This is a genomic window from Streptomyces sp. CBMA29 (genome assembly GCF_014596445.1).
Taxonomy (GTDB): domain Bacteria; phylum Actinomycetota; class Actinomycetes; order Streptomycetales; family Streptomycetaceae; genus Actinacidiphila.
Window position 1 is genome coordinate 26981 of sequence record NZ_MECL01000060.1, and the last position, 16707, is coordinate 43687.

Annotated in this window: 15 protein-coding genes; 3 read left to right on the forward strand and 12 right to left on the reverse strand. The window is 73.9% G+C overall.

Annotated elements, in window-relative coordinates; all coding sequences use genetic code 11:
• Positions 1-118: 118 nt before the first annotated feature.
• Positions 119-514 carry a VOC family protein gene (locus BGM09_RS08760; RefSeq protein ID WP_188280896.1) on the reverse strand — a complete coding sequence of 132 codons (396 nt, stop codon included), beginning with the start codon at positions 512-514 and terminating at the stop codon, positions 119-121.
• A 293-nt stretch (positions 515-807) separates the two neighbouring features.
• Positions 808-1998 (reverse strand): xylose isomerase, encoded by a 1191-nt coding sequence (gene xylA / locus BGM09_RS08765; RefSeq protein WP_188280897.1) that lies wholly within the window; start codon positions 1996-1998, stop codon positions 808-810.
• 91 nt (positions 1999-2089) lie between these two features.
• On the opposite strand from xylA, the gene xylB reads away from it, so the two are divergent.
• Both xylB and BGM09_RS08775 read left to right on the forward strand, forming a co-directional pair.
• Positions 2090-3517, forward strand: coding sequence for a xylulokinase (xylB, locus tag BGM09_RS08770; protein WP_188280898.1), 1428 nt, complete (start codon positions 2090-2092; stop codon positions 3515-3517).
• Positions 3518-4487: 970 nt separating this feature from the next.
• The gene (locus tag BGM09_RS08775; protein WP_188280922.1) at positions 4488-5606 is read left to right on the forward strand and encodes an ROK family transcriptional regulator; all 1119 of its coding nucleotides are present in this window, start codon (positions 4488-4490) and stop codon (positions 5604-5606) included.
• Between the two features lie 15 nt (positions 5607-5621).
• Here BGM09_RS08775 and BGM09_RS08780 read toward each other — a convergent pair whose 3' ends face one another.
• Both BGM09_RS08780 and BGM09_RS08785 read right to left on the reverse strand, forming a co-directional pair.
• The gene (locus BGM09_RS08780) at positions 5622-6959 is read right to left on the reverse strand and encodes an Ig-like domain-containing protein (protein ID WP_317452598.1); all 1338 of its coding nucleotides are present in this window, start codon (positions 6957-6959) and stop codon (positions 5622-5624) included.
• Positions 6960-7218: 259 nt separating this feature from the next.
• Complete coding sequence (locus BGM09_RS08785) at positions 7219-7563, reverse strand: hypothetical protein (protein WP_188280900.1); 345 nt, start codon at positions 7561-7563, stop codon at positions 7219-7221.
• Positions 7564-7664: 101 nt separating this feature from the next.
• On the opposite strand from BGM09_RS08785, the gene BGM09_RS08790 reads away from it, so the two are divergent.
• Positions 7665-7988, forward strand: coding sequence for an LAETG motif-containing sortase-dependent surface protein (locus BGM09_RS08790; protein ID WP_188280901.1), 324 nt, complete (start codon positions 7665-7667; stop codon positions 7986-7988).
• Between the two features lie 38 nt (positions 7989-8026).
• Here BGM09_RS08790 and hutH read toward each other — a convergent pair whose 3' ends face one another.
• From hutH to BGM09_RS08830, 8 genes are all read right to left on the reverse strand, one after another.
• Positions 8027-9610, reverse strand: a complete 1584-nt coding sequence (gene hutH, locus BGM09_RS08795) for a histidine ammonia-lyase (RefSeq protein ID WP_188280902.1) — start codon at positions 9608-9610, stop codon at positions 8027-8029.
• Positions 9611-9643: 33 nt separating this feature from the next.
• Positions 9644-10846: a diguanylate cyclase domain-containing protein gene (locus tag BGM09_RS08800; RefSeq protein WP_188280903.1), complete on the reverse strand. Its 1203-nt coding sequence runs from the start codon at positions 10844-10846 to the stop codon at positions 9644-9646.
• A gap of 112 nt (positions 10847-10958) precedes the next feature.
• Entirely contained in the window at positions 10959-11771 is an 813-nt protein-coding gene (locus BGM09_RS08805; RefSeq protein ID WP_188280904.1) for an enoyl-CoA hydratase/isomerase family protein, read from the reverse strand.
• Between the two features lie 115 nt (positions 11772-11886).
• Positions 11887-12585 (reverse strand): ABC transporter permease, encoded by a 699-nt coding sequence (locus tag BGM09_RS08810; RefSeq protein ID WP_188280905.1) that lies wholly within the window; start codon positions 12583-12585, stop codon positions 11887-11889.
• Complete coding sequence (locus BGM09_RS08815; protein ID WP_188280906.1) at positions 12585-13508, reverse strand: ABC transporter ATP-binding protein; 924 nt, start codon at positions 13506-13508, stop codon at positions 12585-12587. Before BGM09_RS08815 ends, BGM09_RS08810 begins: the two co-directional genes overlap by 1 nt.
• On the reverse strand, positions 13505-14002 hold the full coding sequence (locus BGM09_RS08820) for a GntR family transcriptional regulator (protein ID WP_188280907.1): 498 nt from the start codon (positions 14000-14002) through the stop codon (positions 13505-13507). Before BGM09_RS08820 ends, BGM09_RS08815 begins: the two co-directional genes overlap by 4 nt.
• A 185-nt stretch (positions 14003-14187) precedes the next feature.
• A complete protein-coding gene (locus tag BGM09_RS08825) occupies positions 14188-15507 on the reverse strand; it encodes an adenylate/guanylate cyclase domain-containing protein (RefSeq protein ID WP_411158280.1) in 1320 nt (439 codons plus the stop codon).
• Between the two features lie 175 nt (positions 15508-15682).
• Complete coding sequence (locus BGM09_RS08830; RefSeq protein WP_188280908.1) at positions 15683-16606, reverse strand: biotin--[acetyl-CoA-carboxylase] ligase; 924 nt, start codon at positions 16604-16606, stop codon at positions 15683-15685.
• Positions 16607-16707 lie beyond the last annotated feature (101 nt).

Below are 16707 nucleotides of genomic sequence, written 5' to 3' on the forward strand. Positions count from 1 at the left end.
ACTGATCCGAAGACCTCACGCGCGGATTCGGGGTCTTCTCGAAGAGATTCCCGCCGAGGTCGGCGAATCCGGGCCAGGCCCGGATTCTGAGGCTCCGCGACCTCGGTCCCGGCGGGGCTCAGACCTCGGTGCGCACCCAGAGGCAGAAGGGGTGACCGGCCGGGTCGAGGAAGATCCGCGTGTCGTCCTGCGGCTGGTACGCGGCCAGGGCGGCGCCGCAGGCCAGGGCGGTGGCGGTGCCCGCCGCGAGGTCGGTGACCTCGAAGTCGAGATGCAGCATCATCTGCTGGGCGGCGGGGGCGGAGGGCCAGGTCGGCGGGGTGTAGAGGGGCTCGGTCTGGAAGGACAGGCCCGTGCCGCCGCCGGGCGGGTTGAGCTTGACCCAGTCGGGCTCCCGCGCGGTGACCTCCCAGCCGAGCAGCCGCCGGTAGAAGTCGGCGAGCGCCGTCGCGTCGGGCGCGTCGAGGACGACGGCGGTGAAGGTCGTACGCAGTGGCGCGGTCGGCTCCGACATCGGTCTCCCCTGGTCGCGGCGGGCCGGGCGGCACGGTGGGCGGCCGGGCGGGTCGGCCCGGCTCTTGGGCGTGCGGCCCGTTTCCGGTCCAGCCTGGCACCGGGCACCGACAACGCGGCGCCGCCTCTCCGCCGCCGGACGGATCGACCGGCGGCGGGGAGGCGGCGGGAGCCATTCGTACGGGCCCCGGGGGCGCGGGGCCCGCGGAGCGCCCGGCTCAGGCGGCCGTGCGCTCGCGCGGCGTCAGCGTCCCCTTCCCGACCGCCGCCGGCCAGGGCGGTGGTCGCCTGCGGTCAGCGGACACCCAGCAGGTGGTCCATGGCGAGCTGGTCGAGCGCTTCGAACGCCATGCCGCGCTCGGCCGCCGCCTCGACGTCGAAGTCCTCGTACGCGCTTCGGTCGGCGAGCAGTCCGGCCAGCCTTCCGCCCAGCGTGTCCTGCTCGCCGAGCGTCGGGAGGGCCAGCTCGTCCAGGCGCGAGGCGCGCAGCGCGGCCTGCACCTCGGGGTCGGCGCGGAAGGCGGCGGCGCGCTCCTTGAGGATCAGGTAGTTGCGCATGCAGCCCGCGGCCGACGCCCACACCCCGTCGTAGTCCTCGGTACGCGGCGGCTTGAAGTCGAAGTGGCGCGGCCCCTGGTATCCGGCGGTCTCCAGCAGGTCGACCAGCCAGAAGGCGGAGCGCAGGTCGCCCGCGCCGAAGCGGAGGTCCTGGTCGTACTTGATGCCGGTCTGGCCGTTGAGGTCGATGTGGAAGAGCTTGCCGTGCCACAGCGCCTGGGCGATGCCGTGCGGGAAGTTGAGCCCGGCCATCTGCTCGTGGCCGACCTCGGGGTTGACGCCCACGATGTCGGGGCGCTCCAGCGAGTTGATGAAGGCCAGCGCGTGGCCGACGGTCGGCAGCAGGATGTCGCCGCGCGGCTCGTTCGGCTTCGGCTCGACCGCGAACCGCAGGTTGTAGCCCTGCTCGGTGACGTACTCGCCGAGCAGGTCGAACGCCTCCTTCATCCGGTCGAGCGCCAGCCGTACGTCCTTGGCCCCGCCGGACTCCGCGCCCTCCCGGCCGCCCCACGCCACATACGTCTCCGCGCCCAGCTCGGCGGCGAGGTCGATGTTGCGGAGGGTCTTGCGCAGCGCGAAGCGGCGGACGTCGCGGTCGTTGGCGGTGAAGGCGCCGTCCTTGAAGACGGGGTGCGTGAAGAGGTTCGTGGTCAGCATCGGGGTGGTCATCCCGGTGGTGTCCAGCGCCTGCCGGAACCGCTTGACCAGCGCGTCGCGCTCCGCGTCCGTCGAGCCGAACGGGATCAGATCGTCGTCGTGGAAGGTGACGCCGTACGCGCCCAGCTCGGAGAGCCGGTTGACGGACTCGACCGGGTCCAGCGGGGCGCGGGTGGCGTCGCCGAACGGGTCGCGGCCCTGCCAGCCGACGGTCCACAGGCCGAAGGTGAACTTGTGCTCGGGGGCCGGGGTAAGACTCTCGGAAGTCATTGCGACTGGCTCCTATTCGTCAGACTGTTAAACAAATTAGTATGCGAGGCCAGCGATGGGAAGTGGCGCTCGCGAAGGGATCGGGAATCGCATGGGGTCGAAAGCAGGGACGGGACGGGTCGTACTCGGGGTGGACAGCTCCACGCAGTCCACGAAAGTGCTGGCCGTCGACGTGGACAGCGGCGCCGTCCTGGCCAGTGGGCAGGCGCCGCACACGGTCAGCTCGGGGGCCGGACGCGAGACCGACCCCGAGGTGTGGTGGACGGCGCTGCGCGACGCGATCGGGCAGACCGGGGAGTACGCGGCGCGCGCCGAGGGGATATCGGTCGGCGGGCAGCAGCACGGGCTGGTCGTCCTCGACGCCGCCGGGCGCCCGCTGCGGCCCGCGCTGCTGTGGAACGACGTACGGTCCGCGCCGCAGGCCGCCGCGCTCGTCGAACGGCACGGCGCGCAGTGGTGGGCCGAGCGCTTCGGCTCCGTGCCCGCGGCCAGCTTCACCGCCGCCAAGTGGGCGTGGCTCACCGAGCACGAGCCCGAGGTCGCGGCAGCAGCAGCGGCCGTACGGCTCCCCCACGACTTCCTCACCGAACGCCTCGGCGGCGCCGCCGTCACCGACCGCGGTGACGTCTCCGGCACCGGCTGGTGGGCCTCGGGCACCGAGACCTACGACGACGGGCTGCTCGCCGAGATCGGGCTCGACCCCGCGCTGCTGCCGACGGTCCTCGGGCCCGGCGAGGAGGCGGGCGCCGTCTCCGCCTCCGCCGGTCTGTCCCTGCGGCCCGGCGCCCTCGTCGCCTCCGGCACCGGTGACAACGCCGCCGCCGCGCTGGGCCTCGGCCTCGGGCCCGGACGCGCCGTCCTCAGCCTCGGTACCTCCGGTACGGTCTACGCCGTTTCGCGGCGGCGGCCCACCGACGCGTCCGGGACCGTGGCGGGGTTCGCCGCCGCCGACGGGGGGTGGCTCCCCCTCGCCTGCACCCTCAACTGCACGCTGGCCGTCGACAAGGTGGCCGCGCTCCTGCGGCTCGACCGGGAGGAGGTGGAGCCCGGCGGCTCCGTCGCCTTCCTGCCCTTCCTCGACGGTGAGCGCACGCCCAACCTGCCCTACGCCTCGGGGCTGCTGACCGGCCTGCGCCACGACACGTCCGCCGGACAGGTGCTCCAGGCCGCCTACGACGGGGCCGTCTTCGCGCTTCTCTCCGCCCTCGACCAGGTACTCGCCGTGGACTCCGCCCCCTCCGACCAGCCCCTTCTCCTCATCGGCGGCGGCGCCCGGGGCACGGCCTGGCTCGACACCGTTCGCCGTCTTTCGGGGCGGGCCGTTCAGGTGCCGCGCGCGGCGGAGTTGGTCGCCCTGGGCGCTGCCGCGCAGGCCGCCGCTCTTCTCACCAAGGAGGCTCCCTCGGCCATCGCGCTCCGCTGGGGTACCGCCGCCGGGGCTCTCCACCCGCCCCTTCCCCGCGATGACGCTGCCCTCGCGCGCCTCTCCTCCGCCCTCCCCTTGGCGGGCGCCCGCTGAATCCGCCCCCTCCCTGGTGCGGCGCCCGTTTTTTCCCGCCCGCCCACCCGTGCGAGTGCTTTCTCCGTCTGCGGGTGCCGCCCGTGCCTGGTCGGTCCCGGCCCGGGGTACCTCCTCGAAATCCGTAACACCTGGCCCTGCGTATCCGGTGCCGTTCCTGTCAACGTATTTCTGCGGGGGCACCCCGGCCCGTCCCCTCCGGGTACGTCGGCGTCCGCCTGTCCGTGGGGGCTGAGGGGGGGGCGGGGGGTGGGTGGGTTCGGGTACGTCGGCGGGTGCCTGCCCGGCGGGGGCGGGGGGCTCGGGCACCTCGGCGTCCGGCTGCTGGTTGGGGCGGCCGGGGAGGGGGGTGGGCGGGCTCTCGGGTACGTCGGCGGGTGCCTGTCCGGCGGGGGTGGCGGAGGGGGTGGGGATTGTTCCGGCGAACCGTCCTGCGCGGTGCCCCCTTCCGGTTGGTCGGAGAGGCGGGCTCCTTCCACCCGGGTGGAGGGTCGGGTGGCGCAGGGGTCCGGCCCCCACCTACTCCCTCCCCCCCTCAGCCACAGCGGACAGGCGACCACCGCCGTACCCAAACCCACCCACCCCCGCCACCCCTCAGCCACAGCGGACAGGCGACCGCCGACGTACCCGAACCCACCCACCCCCCCTCCCGGCCACCCCCACCGGACAGGCGGACGCCGACGGGCGAGGAGGGGACGGGCCGGGGTGCCCCCGCAGAAATACGTTGACAAGAAGGTCACCGGATGCGCAGGGCCAGGTGTTACGGATTTCGAGGAGGTACCCCGGACCGGGACCGACCAGGCACAAGCGGCACCCGCAGACGGAGAACACACCCGCACGGGTGGGCGGGCGGGAAAAGACAGGTCTGCGGCGGAGCCGCACATACTTGGGGGGATGGGATGGGGAGGACGGCGTGGGTAAGGGAATGGGCGCGCAGGCGGGCCTGAGGCGCCGCAACCTGGCACTGGTCATGCGGGCCCTCGCGGCAGGCGAGAACGTCACGCGCGCCGCCGTCGCGGCAGAGGTCGGCCTGACGAGGGCAACCGTCTCGACGCTGGTGGACGAACTGCTGGCGGCCGGCCTGGTGGAAGAGCGCGGCGCGCAGCGCCCCGGCACCGTCGGCCGCCCAGGCACCGCCCTGGCCCTGAGCGAGCGCGGCCCCGCCGGCCTCGGCGCCGAGGTCGGCGTCGACCACCTGGCCGCCTGCGTGGTGGACCTGCGCGGAACCGTCCGCTGCCACGCCGAGGCGAAGGCGGCGAACCGCGGCCGCCCGGCCGCCGAAGTGCTGGCGGAACTGGCCGAGTTGACGGCGAAGGTGACCAGGGAGGCGGCCGGAAGCGGCCTGCGCCCGGTCGCCACGACAGTGGCGGTCCCCGGCCTGGTCGGAAAGGACCGCGGCACGGTCCTGCGCGCCCCGAACCTGGGCTGGGAGGACGTGGCCGTCGCGGCCCCCCTCGGCGAGGGCACGGTCGTGGAGAACGAGGCGAATCTCGGCGCGCTCGCCGAACTGTGGCTCGGCGGCCACGAGAAGCTCGCGGACTTCGTGCACGTCTCCGCGGAGATCGGCATCGGCGCCGCCCTCGTCGTGGAGGGCCGCCTGTTCCGCGGCGCCCGCGGCTTCGCGGGCGAGCTGGGCCACGTACCGGTACACCCGGACGGCCCCTTGTGCTCGTGCGGCGCGCACGGCTGCCTGGAGACGTACGCGGGCGAGGAGGCGCTGCTGCGGGCGGCGGGGGTGGGCACGGGCGGCGGCCCGGCGCTGCGGGCGGCGGCGGCCGACGGCGACCCGGCGGCGCTGAAGGCGCTGGAGGAGGCGGGCGCGGCGCTCGGCATCGCGCTGAGCGGCGCGGTGAACCTGCTGGACCCGCAGGCGGTGGTGGTCGGCGGCCCGCTGGCCGAACTGGCGCCGTGGCTGCTGCCGGGCGTCCGGCGGGAGCTGGCGGCCCGCGTCACCGACCGGCAGTGGCGCCCTGAGGACGTGGTGACGTCCAGGCTGGGCCGTGACGGGGTGCTGCGCGGCGCGGCGTACAGCTCCGTACGCACGGTGCTGGAGGACCCGGCGGGCTGGGCCCTCCAGCAGGAGGCGTAGAGGACGGTAGAGGACTTACGCCTGCGGAGCCGTCCATGCCGCCCAGGACACGTTCCAGCCGTTGAGCCCGTTGTCCGGCTGGATCGTCTTGTCGGCGGAGTCCTTGACGATGACGACGTCACCGACCATGGAGTTGTTGTAGAACCAGGCGGCCGGGGTGCTGCCGTCCTTGCCGCCCTTGGTGTCGCTCAGACCGATGCAGCCGTGGCTGGTGTTGACGGTGCCGAAGATCGACTTGCTGCCCCAGTAGTTGCCGTGGATGAAGGTCCCGGAGTTGCTGAGCCGCATGGCGTGCGGGACGTCGGGGATGTCGTACTCGCCCTTGCCGTCGTCCTCGGTGAAACCGACCGTCGCGCCGTTCATCCGCGTGGTCTGGTACTTCTCGGAGATGACCATCTGGCCGTTGTACGTGCTGTGGTCCGGGGCGCCCGCGGAGATCGGGATGGTCTTGAGGACCTTGCCGTCGCGGACGACGGTCATCTGGTGGGTCGCGGCGTCGACGGTGGAGACCTGGGAGCGGCCGACGGTGAAGTTCACCGTCTTGTCCTGGACGCCGTAGATGCCCGCGCCGCCCTTGACGCCGTCGAGCGTGAGCTTGAGGGAGACGTGCGAGCCCGCCTGCCAGTACTGCTGGGGGCGGAAGTCGAGCCGGGTGGAGCTGAACCAGTGGCCCTCGACCCGCTGGCCGCTGCTGGAGGTCACCGACACCGCGGCCTCGACGGCGGCGCGGTTGGTGATCGCCTTGTCGAAGTTGATCGAGACCGGCATGCCGACGCCGACGGTGGAGCCGTCCTCCGGCGTGAAATAGCCGATGAAGCTGCTGGAGGCGGAGACGGTCGCGAAGGTGCCGTTCGCCGCGGCCGTACGGCCCTGGGAGTCGGTGGCGGCGGCCGATATCGCGTACTGCGTGCCGCGGGCCAGCGCGGCGTCCGGGGTCCAGCTCGTGCGGTCGGCGGATATGGTGCCCGCGATCTTGTTGCCGGTGGCCTTGGACGTCATCGTGACCGAGGTCAGGGTGCCACCGGCCACGGTGACCTTGGCGTCGTTGTGGATGCTCGCGCCGGTGCTGCCGTCCTTGGGCGTGATGGTGATCTTCGCGTCGGACGCCTGCTTCGCCGCCGCGGCGTCCTCCTTGGACTGGGCGGCGGCCGACGGGGACTGTCCGCCCGACGGGGACGAGCTGGCGGAGCTGGTCGGCTTGTCGCCGCCCGCGGCCTTGTCGCCGCCGCCTCCGCCGCCGCACGCCGTCAGCGTGACGGCACCGCCGATCAGCACCGCGGCAGCCGCGAGTGTGCGGCGGCGGGTGAACGGCGAGCGCTTGGCGGGGGCATGTGCGTTGTCGGGCGGCGTCACGCGTGTCTCCAATGGGCTGGGGTCGCTCGCGGGTGAATGACGAGCTTCGTCCATATGCCATGAAAACAGGCCGACGCCGTTAACCGTGCCCCGAGTGCCGGAATTGTGGGGTAACGCACGCGGGCCGCGTCCGACCGCACGGGACGGGGGGCGGCGCGTTCGCGCAGGTGGGAGGTGCTTTCCGGGCGCCGCCTCCGGGCCGCTCGGCGCGGAGCGTCCGGCTCCGCTTCCCCCGCCCCGGCCCCCCGGACCCCGACGCCTAGTCGTCCCCGTCCGCGTCCTCCTCGTCGAGGTCCCACTCGTCGGAGTCCGGGTCGTACTCGGTGTGCGCGCACGACCACGACGCCTGGACGAGGTCGACGCCCGGCACGGCCGAGAGCAGGTCGGCCGGGTCGACGAGGTACGCCAGCGCCTCCGACTCGTCCTTGCCGACGGCGTCGCGGGCGTGCAGCCGTTCCTGCGGCGGCATGAACTCGTCGGCGCCGATGTGGTCCAGGGCCGCGCCGCGCAGCTCGTCGGGACCGGAGACCTCCAGGACGAGTTCCACCTGGAGGCGTACGTACCGCGGGCCGCTCTCGCCGCGGGGAATCTCAGTAGTGCTCATGCCACGGAGCGTAAGCGCCTTCGCCGTGGCTTCCCACGAGCCACACCAAGTCACTACCATCTGCCCCTACGGTCAATTCGCCGCACCAACTGGGGGATCCGTTGACCTCGCCCCGTCCCTATGTCGCCGCAGCAGCCGCCGCCGCGCTCGCGGCGCTGTTCTTCGTCCCGTCCGCGAGCGCGAGCCCCGACGACGCCGCGGCCTCCGCGCACACGAAGACCGCGGCCCACACCAGTACGACAAGCACGGCCCGTACGACAGATACGCCAGGTACGGCCACCACGCGCTCCGCCGCGGAGCAGATCGGCCTCGCCGACACCGGCAGCATCGACACCACGCCGTACCTCATCGGCGGTGCCGCGTTCCTGGTGGCGGGCGCGGGGCTGATCGTCAACGCCGGCCGCCGCACCCGCCAGAGCTTCTGACGGCGTCGCTCACACGGCTGCCGGTTCCGCTCACGGATTCACGCGAGCGGGCCGGTGACCGACTCCGCCGCGCGCGCCAGCTCCCCGGCCCGTACGAAGCGGTAGGCCGCCTCCAGGTCCGGTGACAGGAAGCGGTCGGGGCCCGCGCCCGGCACGCCCGCCGCGCGTACCGCTGCCAGGACCGCGGCCGAAGCGGGCGCCAGGCGCTGCTCGCCCGTCGTGGTCCTGATCTCCAGCGCGCGGGTGGCCGCGTACATCTCGACGGCGATGATCCGGGTGAGGTTGTCGACCGCCGTACGGAGCTTGCGCGCCGCCGACCAGCCCATGGAGACGTGGTCCTCCTGCATCGCGGAGGACGGGATCGAGTCCACCGACGCGGGCACCGCGAGCCGCTTCATGTCGCTGACCAGCGCGGCCTGCGTGTACTGGGCGATCATCAGACCGGAGTCCAGGCCGGGGTCGTCCGCCAGGAACGGCGGCAGGCCGTGCGAGCGGTTCTTGTCCAGCAGCCGGTCGGTGCGGCGCTCCGCGATGGAGCCGAGGTCGGCGGCGGCGATGGCGAGGAAGTCCAGGACGTACGCGACCGGCGCGCCGTGGAAGTTGCCGTTCGACTCGACCCGGCCTCCCCCGGAGCCTTCGGCCGGGGAGGTACCCCCGACCAGGACCACCGGATTGTCGACGGCGGCGGCCAGCTCGCGCTCGGCGACCAGGCGGGCGTGCGCGAGGGTGTCGCGGCCCGCGCCGGCGACCTGCGGGGCGCAGCGGATGGAGTACGCGTCCTGTACGCGCGGCGCGTCGTCCTGGTGGTGGCCGGTGAGCCCCGAACCCTCCAGCACCCGGCGCATGTTCTCGGCGCTGGCCGCCTGGCCGGGGTGCGGGCGGATCGCGTGCAGTTCGGGGGCGAGGACCTTCTCGGTGCCGAGCAGGGCCTCCAGGGTCAGCGCGGCCGTGATGTCGGCCGCGGTGAAGAGCCGGGCCAGGTCGGCGCAGGCCATCACGAGCATGCCGAGCATGCCGTCGGTGCCGTTGATGAGGGCCAGGCCCTCCTTCTCCCGCAGGACGACCGGCTCGATGCCGTGCTCCGCCAGGAGTTCCGCGGCGGGGCGCACCGTACCGTCCGGGCCCTCCGCCTCGCCCTCGCCCATCAGCACCTGCGCGCAGTGCGCCAGCGGGGCGAGGTCGCCCGAGCAGCCGAGCGAGCCGTATTCGTGGACGACGGGCGTGATCCCGGCGTTCAGCAGGGCCGCCATCGTCTCCGCCACCACCGGGCGCACCCCGGTACGGCCCGAGGCCAGCGTCTTCAGCCGCAGGAACATCAGCCCGCGGACCACCTCGCGCTCCACCGCCGGGCCCATCCCCGCCGCGTGCGACCGTACGAGGCTGCGCTGCAACTGGGCCCGCAGTTCCGGGCTGATGTGCCGTACCGCCAACGCCCCGAAGCCCGTCGACACCCCGTAGACCGGCTCGGGCTTCGCCGCCAGCGCCTCGATCACCTCACGCGCCCTGGCGATCCCCGCCACCGCTTCCGGCGCCAGCTCCACCCGCGCGCCGTCGCGCGCCACGGCGAGTACGTCGTCGGCGGGGGCGCCGTGCGCACCGATGACCACGTTATGCATATTCATATTCACGCACCCTAAGCACTGAAAGCCGCCCTGTCACTCCCCCCTGCGACCAGCGCTCTCCGGCCCCGCCCCCGGCCCGTCCGGCCGAGGACGGTGGCCGCGGATGCGGCGCCGCTCGCCCTCGCGGGCCGGAGGCGAGTCGGCGAGCCGGACGACGGGGTCCTCGGGCCCGGCGCGCCCCGCGACGACGGGGTGCGCCGCGCGCAGCGCCTTGGCCTGGTACTGCGCCGCGTCGGCCAGCCGGAACAGCCGCCGCGCCGAGCGCACGGGCCCGATCGGGTCGCCGGTGGACGCCACACCGCAGGCCACGCCCTCGCCGACGTCGAGCTGCGCGGCCCGCCCGCACAGCTCGTCGGCCGCCGCGACCACCTCGTCCGGCTCCTGCCCGACGGCCACGACGCAGAATTCGTCACCGCCCAGACGGGCGGCCAGGCTGCCGGGAAGCATGGCGCCGCACAGCGAGAGCAGCGAGCCGAATCGTTCCAGCAGCCGGTCGCCGACGGCGTGCCCGAGTCGGTCGTTGACCTTCTTCAGACCATTGAGGTCGCACACCACGAGGCTGACCACGGCACCGTCCGCCCGGTGCCGTTCCAGCGCCTCATCGAGGCGTACGTCCACGGCCCGGCGGTTGCCGAGCCCGGTCAGCGGGTCGGTGAAGGCCAGCCGCTGCACCTCGGCGAGCCGTTCGGTCTGGGCGATCCCGGACGCGATGACGGCGGCGAGCACCGTCGCGAAGTCGGCGTCCCGGCGGTCGAAGCCGGACACCCCGGCGCGCCTGGCCACGTACAGCTCGCCCCACGCCCTGCCGTGCAGCACGATCGGCGCGACCACGCACGAGCCACGGCCGCGCCTCCGCAGCGCCGCGGCCCGGCCCCAGCTGCTGCCGCCGGGCGACGCGCCCGTGCCGTCGGCGGTCTCGACCCAGGCGTGCGGCTCGCCGCCCCGGGCCCACTCACCGTGCAGGAACTCCACGATCTCCGGGAAGTCGTGCACCGAATACGACTCGTCGTCCGGCTCCGGCTCCTCGCCGGGCGCCAGCTCCCCGTCGTTGACCAGGACCCGCAGCCGCCCGGTCTCCCGCTCCCACGTCGAGATCGCCGCGAAGGACGCGTCCATCGCGAGCCGCGCCCGCCGCGCCCCGGCCCGTACCGCGGCCAGCGGCGTCTGCTCGGTCGCCAGTGCCTGTGCCAGCTCGACGACCGCTCGAAGCCGGAGATCGGCCGTCCCGTCCACCATCTGTCCAGGCTAGGGAGATTTGTCCGGTTTGGAGCGCTGGCTGCGCCGAACGGAGCCCGTTCGGCGCTGCGGCCCGCCGCTGGCGACTACGCACAGTGGCCGCGCGCGGAGATCACACGCCGGGCCACCGCGGGGGCCGCTTGTCGTTGAAGGCGGCCACGCCTTCCGCACGGTCGGCGGAGAAGGCGGTGGCGCGCCAGGCGGCGTCCTCGATCTCCAGCCCGGCGCGCAGGTCGAGGCCCTGGCCCAGGCGCAGCGCGCGTTTGGCGGAGCGCAGGCCGACCGGCGAATTCACGGCGATCCGGTCGGCCAGCGCCAGCGCCTCGGCGCGGGCGTCGTTCCCGTCCGCGAGCTGGTCGACCAGCCCGAGGGCGAGCGCTTCGGCGGCCGGTACGCGGCGGGCGGTGAAGACCAGTTCCGCGGCGCGAGCCGCGCCGACCCTGCGGGGCAGCAGTTGGGTGCCGCCGCCGCCCGGGATGACGCCGACCGAGACCTCGGGAAGGCCGACGACGGCCGTCGCGTCGGCCACGATCACGTCACAGGCGAGCGCCAGCTCGAAGCCGCCGCCGAGCGCGTAGCCGTGCACCGCCGCTACGGCGGGCATCGGCAGCTCCAGCACACCGGTGTACGCGGCCCTGGTGTGCGGGCGCTGGCGTACGAGGTCGGCGTCCGTGAACGCGTTGCGCTCCTTGAGGTCGGCGCCGACACAGAACGCCTTGTCGTGGGTGGACGTCAGGACCGTGACGCTGACGCCGGGGTCGGCCGCCAGCGCCGCGCAGGCGTCGCCGATCGCGACGGCCATCTCCGTGGAGACGGCGTTCATCGCCTTCGGCCGGTCGAGCACCAGTTCCGCGACACGCTCGCCGTGCCGGCGGACCGCCACCCACTCCCCGAACCGCCGTTCCGCCGTCCCCTGCGCTTCCATTCGCCCGCCCTCCGGTTAACGACCGTGAACTCCCATCCTGCCATCCCCCTCCCCGCGGGGGACGGCACCGTCGCACACAGCCGGACGGCGCTCGCGCCACCTCGGATCCATACGGTCACACGGCCATACGGTGGACGGTCGCGAATCCCCCGGCCAGCAGCACCGCGACGACGGCCGCGAGGACTCCGGTGACCCCCAGGGCGGTGAGCCCGGCGAAGAAGTGGCCTATGCCCTTCCAGCCGTGCGCCCAGGTGGCGACGATCGCGACCAGGGCCAGCACCCCGAGCTGCGCCCCGCCGAAGGCCGTGGCGCCGGGAAGCCCGGCGCGGCGGAAGACCAGGCCGTACCACATCCCGTAGACGAACAGCAGGAAGAAGGCGACGGCGGCGGTGAGCCACGAGACGTACCAGGCGCCGTCCAGCAGGAACGGGACGCGGAAGTAGGCCATGCGCATGCCCCAGCCGCCGGTAGCGCGTTCGAGTATCTGGCCGACCGCGACGACCAGCCCGAAGGTCACGGCGAGGGCCCCGGCCAGGGCGGTGACGCCGCGCAGGTAGGTGCGTCTGCTGACGCCGAGGGCGAGGGCGAACGGCAGCGCGCGGGCGACGGTCTGGAGGCCCACGGCGAACATCACGAGGAGGGCCGCGGCCAGGCCGCCGACCCAGCGGTGGTCGGCGTGTGCCACCGGGGTGAGCCGCAGGATCACCACGTCCAGGACGAAGCCGAAGGCGGCCCACTCCCAGGGCAGGACGAGGTAGGTGAAGCGGTCCAGGAGCAGATAGCGGACGACGGAGAGAACCGGGGTGGGACGCATCAGGATGCCCTCGCAGTCGTGAGGCCGGACGGGTCGTGGGGCCCGGCGCCGGGCTCGCCGTGGCGCTCGGCCGCGTGGACCGCGAGCTGTTGGAGGGTGCACTCCTCCAGCCGCAGGCGCAGGTGTTCGGCCAGTTCGCGGTCGCGCCCGTCGAGGCGGCCGACCATCACCGCTCTGGTCTGCGCGCCCATGGAGCGGCGGCTCACCGTCGCGCGGGTGGCGATGAACCGGTCGACGGCGGTGGCGGGGCCGGTGACGGTCGTGGCGGTGCCGCGCAGTTCGTCCGTCGGCGCGTCGAGGACCAGTCGGCCCCGGTCGAGGACCAGGACGCGGTCGAGCAGCTCGGCGGCCTCGTCGACGAGGTGGGTCGAGAGCACGATGCACCGGGGGTGGGCGGCGTAGTCGGCGAGGAGGTGGTCGTAGAAGAGCGAGCGGGCGACCGCGTCGAGGCCCGCGTACGGCTCGTCGAACAGGGTCACTTCGGCGCGGACGGCCAGCCCGACGGTGATGCCGAGAGCGGTCCGCATCCCGCGCGAGAGCTTCCTGATCGGCCGGGCCGGCGGCAGCTCGTACGCGTCGAGCAGGGTGTCCGCCAGCTCCTGGTCCCAGTTCGGGTAGAACAGCGAGGCCGCCGCGATGGCGTGCCGCACCCTCAGCTCGGGGTACGTCTGGTCCTCGCGGACGAGGATCATCCGGCGCAGCACCGCGTCGTTCTCCAACGGCGGGGCGCCAAAGGCGTGCACGGTCCCGGCGGTGGCGAATTCCTGGCCCGCGAGGATGCGCAGTAACGTCGTCTTCCCCGCGCCGTTGCGGCCCACCAGTCCGGCGATGCACGGCGTGTCCAGCGCGAAGCTGACGTCGGTGAGCGCCTGGTGGTCGCGGAAGCCGCGTCCGACGCCGGTCAGCGAGACGACGGGGCTCATGTGTCGCCCCCGACCGTCGCCGCCGTGGTCGTGGCGGCGGCCGTGGCGGCCCTGGCGGACGGTGTCCCGGCGGACGGCGTGGGGTTCGGCTTCGGCGCGGTGGCGCCCGCCGCCTGCGACGTCACCGCGACCGAGGCCAGCTCGTCGCGTACCAGGCCGAGCAGTTCGTCCTGCCCGATCCCGAGCCGCGCCGCCTCGACCGCCAGCGGCCGTACGTACCGGTCCGCGAAGCGCCGCCGTCGGCCCAGCACGAGCCGCTCGCGCGCGCCCTGCGCGACGAACATGCCGACGCCGCGCCGCTTCTCCACCAGTTCCTCGTCCGACAGGGCGGTGAGCGCGCGGGCCGCGGTGGCCGGGTTGACCCGGTAGAAGACCGCGAGCTCGTTGCTCGACGCGACGCGTTCGCCCTCGCCCACCGTCCCGTCGGCGATCTGATTCGCCAGCTCGGCCGCGATCTGGGCGAAGATCGGCCCGCCCTCTTCCAGGAGTGACATCATTCCTCCATTGCTCTGGTGGTTCCCTACTGTACTAAGGAACCAACGCAGTGGGCAAGAGGGCACGCCACATGAACCGGGCGGGGATGCCAGGGGACCCGGCGGAGGCGGGATACGGCGTCAGGTACGCGAGGCGCGGGCAGGCCGGAGCACGCGCCCGTGGCGCGGTCGGGGCGGAGCGGACCTCAGTCCCGGCGGGACAGCAGCCAGGGTTCGACGACACCGAGGCCGCGCACGGGGCGGCGCCACATCGGCTGGAGGGCGAAGCGGTACTTCTCCGCCTCGGCGGCGTCCACGTCCGCCTCCGACAGCGGTGCGTCACCGGCCTCGCCCAGCGCCTCGGCGAAGTCGCCGTCGACGAGGACGGCGTCGCGCGGCGCTATCGAGGTGAGCCGGGAGGCGAGGTTCACGGTGGTGCCGAAGACGTCGCCCATGCGGGTGGTGACGGTGCCGAAGGCCATGCCGACGCGCAGGGCGGGCATGGAGTCGTCGCCGGTCATGGTCTCGATGAGGCGTATGCCGATCTCGGCGGCGGTGCCGGGGTCGTCGGCGACGAAGAGGACTTCGTCGCCGAGGGTCTTGATCAGCCGTCCGCCGTACGCGGCGACCTGGTCGGCGGCCGTGGTCTCGAACGCCTCGACCAGCTCGCCCAGTTCCTCCTCCTCCAGGCGCCGGGTGAGCCGGGTGAAGCCGACGAGGTCGGCGAAGCCGACGGCCAGCCGACGGTCGACGGCCTCCTCGTCGTCGGACTGCACGACCCGGCTGGTGGCGGCGGCGACCTGGCGGCGCCAGACGTAGATGAGGAACTCCTCCAGTTCCGGCAGGAGGAGTTCGACCAGCGGGTACGCGACTTCCGCGCGGGTCATCCCCGGCTCGGGCGGCTCGGTGAGACCTTCGAGGAAGGAGTCGGTCTGCCAGTCGGCGAGCCGGGCCGTGGTCTGGCCGGTGGAACGGGCGACCTGGATGGCCATTGACTCGCTGAGCAGCCCCGCCTCGACCAGACCGGCCAGCCGCCGCAGGGCGAGGACGTCCGCCTCGGTGAGCGCGCGCGCCTGGCCGATGTCGGCGAAGCCCATGGCCCGCCAGAAGCGGGAGGCCAGGTCCATGGAGACGCCCGCGGTGCGGGCGGCCTGGAAGGGGGTGTAGCGGCGTGGCGCGCCGAGGATGAGCTGCTCCAGGCGCAGCGCCAGCGGGTGCTCGCCCGCCTCGCCCGGCTCTCCCTGCTCTCCCTGCTCTCCCTGCTCTCCGGCCTCTCCCTGCTCCTCGGGATCGGCCGGGTCCGAAGGATCGACCGGACCCGAGGGACCAGCTGGGTCGGCCGGATCTGACGCGCCCGAGCCGTCAACGGAATCGGCCGGATCCGGCGCGTCCACGGGGTCGGGTCCGTCCGCGGCGTCCGGTGCGGTCGGAGGGTCGGCGGGATCGACGCCGTCCGGCTCCGGGGCGGCACCCGGATCCGAGTCGTGCGGCTCGTCTGGCGGGGTGCCCGCGTTCTCCACGCTCACCGCCCGGCCCTTGAGGAATCCCTGCGCACAGCCCTTCCGATCATCGAGACGACGCAGCCCCTCAACGATACGGCAGGTGTGCCGTGGCTCACTCTCACCAGGGGCGCCCGTGAGACACCCGTGGCGCGAAACATAACGGCGCGCGAGCCGCTTTCCGCGACGGCGTCCCGCCGCGTCAGCGCGCGGGCCTGAGGTGGACGACATCGCCCGCGGCGACCGGCTGCTCGGCGCCGTCCGGCGTGGCGATCACCAGGCGGCCGTCACCGTCGATCCCGACCGCGGTACCGGCCAGCTCCTTGCCGCCCGGCAGCTCCGCGCGGACCTCCCGGCCGAGCGTGGCGCAGCCCGCCGCGTAGGTCTGCTGGAGCCGGGACGCGGCGGGGTCGCCGTCCTCCGCGCGCCAGGCGCCGTACCAGTCGGCCAGCGAGCGCAGGACGGCCCGCAGCAGCGGATCGCGGTCGGTGCCCTTGGCCCCGGCCAGGGCGAGCGACGCGGCGGTGGGGACGGGCAGTTCGGCGGCGCGCAGCGACACATTGAGGCCGATGCCGATGACGACGCCTCCCCCGGAGTCCGTCCGGGCGGTGCCCCCACCGCCCGCGCGCTCGGCGAGGATGCCGCCCGCCTTGCGTTCCTCGCCGTCCACGGTGACCAGCAGGTCGTTGGGCCACTTGAGTGCCGTGTCGACGCCCGCGGCCCGCGACAGGGCGGTGGCGGTGGCGACCCCGGCGAGCAGCGGCAGCCAGCCCCAGCGGTGCACCGGCACCGGACCGTGCGCCGGGAGCGGCGTGCCGTCGGACGCGGTACGGGCGGCCATGGCGCCACCCGGTCGGAGCAGTACCGAGAAGAAGAGCCCGGAGCGCGGCGGCGCCGACCAGCGGCGGTCCAGCCGTCCGCGGCCCGCGGTCTGCTCCTCGGCCACGAGCACCGCCCCCTCGGGGGCGCCCCGCGCGGCGCGGGCGGCCAGGTCGCTGTTGGTGGAACCGGTGGCGTCCACCACGTCCAGCGCGGTCCACAGCGCGTCGGGGGTGACCACCGCGCGCCGCAGCGCGGCGGCGTTGAGCGGCGGTCGTTCCAGGTCGGACCAGCGGCTGGGCGTCATGTCCTCACCCTACGAGGCGGGTACGGGAGTGTGTCCAACGCCGCACTGCTCGTACCCCAGAGTCGCCACTACGCTACGGAACAGCGTTACTGGCCAGTCAT

What these genes read in the sequence shown, in the direction of transcription:
- BGM09_RS08805 (WP_188280904.1), bottom strand. Translation starts at nt 11,771, where the DNA reads ATGGAAGCGCAGGGGACGGCGGAACGGCGGTTCGGGGAGTGGGTGGCG.
- BGM09_RS08810 (WP_188280905.1), bottom strand. Translation starts at nt 12,585, where the DNA reads ATGCGTCCCACCCCGGTTCTCTCCGTCGTCCGCTATCTGCTCCTGGAC.
- BGM09_RS08785 (WP_188280900.1), bottom strand. Translation starts at nt 7,563, where the DNA reads ATGAGCACTACTGAGATTCCCCGCGGCGAGAGCGGCCCGCGGTACGTA.
- BGM09_RS08815 (WP_188280906.1), bottom strand. Translation starts at nt 13,508, where the DNA reads ATGAGCCCCGTCGTCTCGCTGACCGGCGTCGGACGCGGCTTCCGCGAC.
- hutH (WP_188280902.1), bottom strand. Translation starts at nt 9,610, where the DNA reads ATGAATATGCATAACGTGGTCATCGGTGCGCACGGCGCCCCCGCCGAC.
- BGM09_RS08830 (WP_188280908.1), bottom strand. Translation starts at nt 16,606, where the DNA reads ATGACGCCCAGCCGCTGGTCCGACCTGGAACGACCGCCGCTCAACGCC.
- BGM09_RS08800 (WP_188280903.1), bottom strand. Translation starts at nt 10,846, where the DNA reads ATGGTGGACGGGACGGCCGATCTCCGGCTTCGAGCGGTCGTCGAGCTG.
- xylB (WP_188280898.1), top strand. Translation starts at nt 2,090, where the DNA reads ATGGGGTCGAAAGCAGGGACGGGACGGGTCGTACTCGGGGTGGACAGC.
- BGM09_RS08775 (WP_188280922.1), top strand. Translation starts at nt 4,488, where the DNA reads ATGCGGGCCCTCGCGGCAGGCGAGAACGTCACGCGCGCCGCCGTCGCG.
- BGM09_RS08760 (WP_188280896.1), bottom strand. Translation starts at nt 514, where the DNA reads ATGTCGGAGCCGACCGCGCCACTGCGTACGACCTTCACCGCCGTCGTC.
- BGM09_RS08820 (WP_188280907.1), bottom strand. Translation starts at nt 14,002, where the DNA reads ATGTCACTCCTGGAAGAGGGCGGGCCGATCTTCGCCCAGATCGCGGCC.
- xylA (WP_188280897.1), bottom strand. Translation starts at nt 1,998, where the DNA reads ATGACTTCCGAGAGTCTTACCCCGGCCCCCGAGCACAAGTTCACCTTC.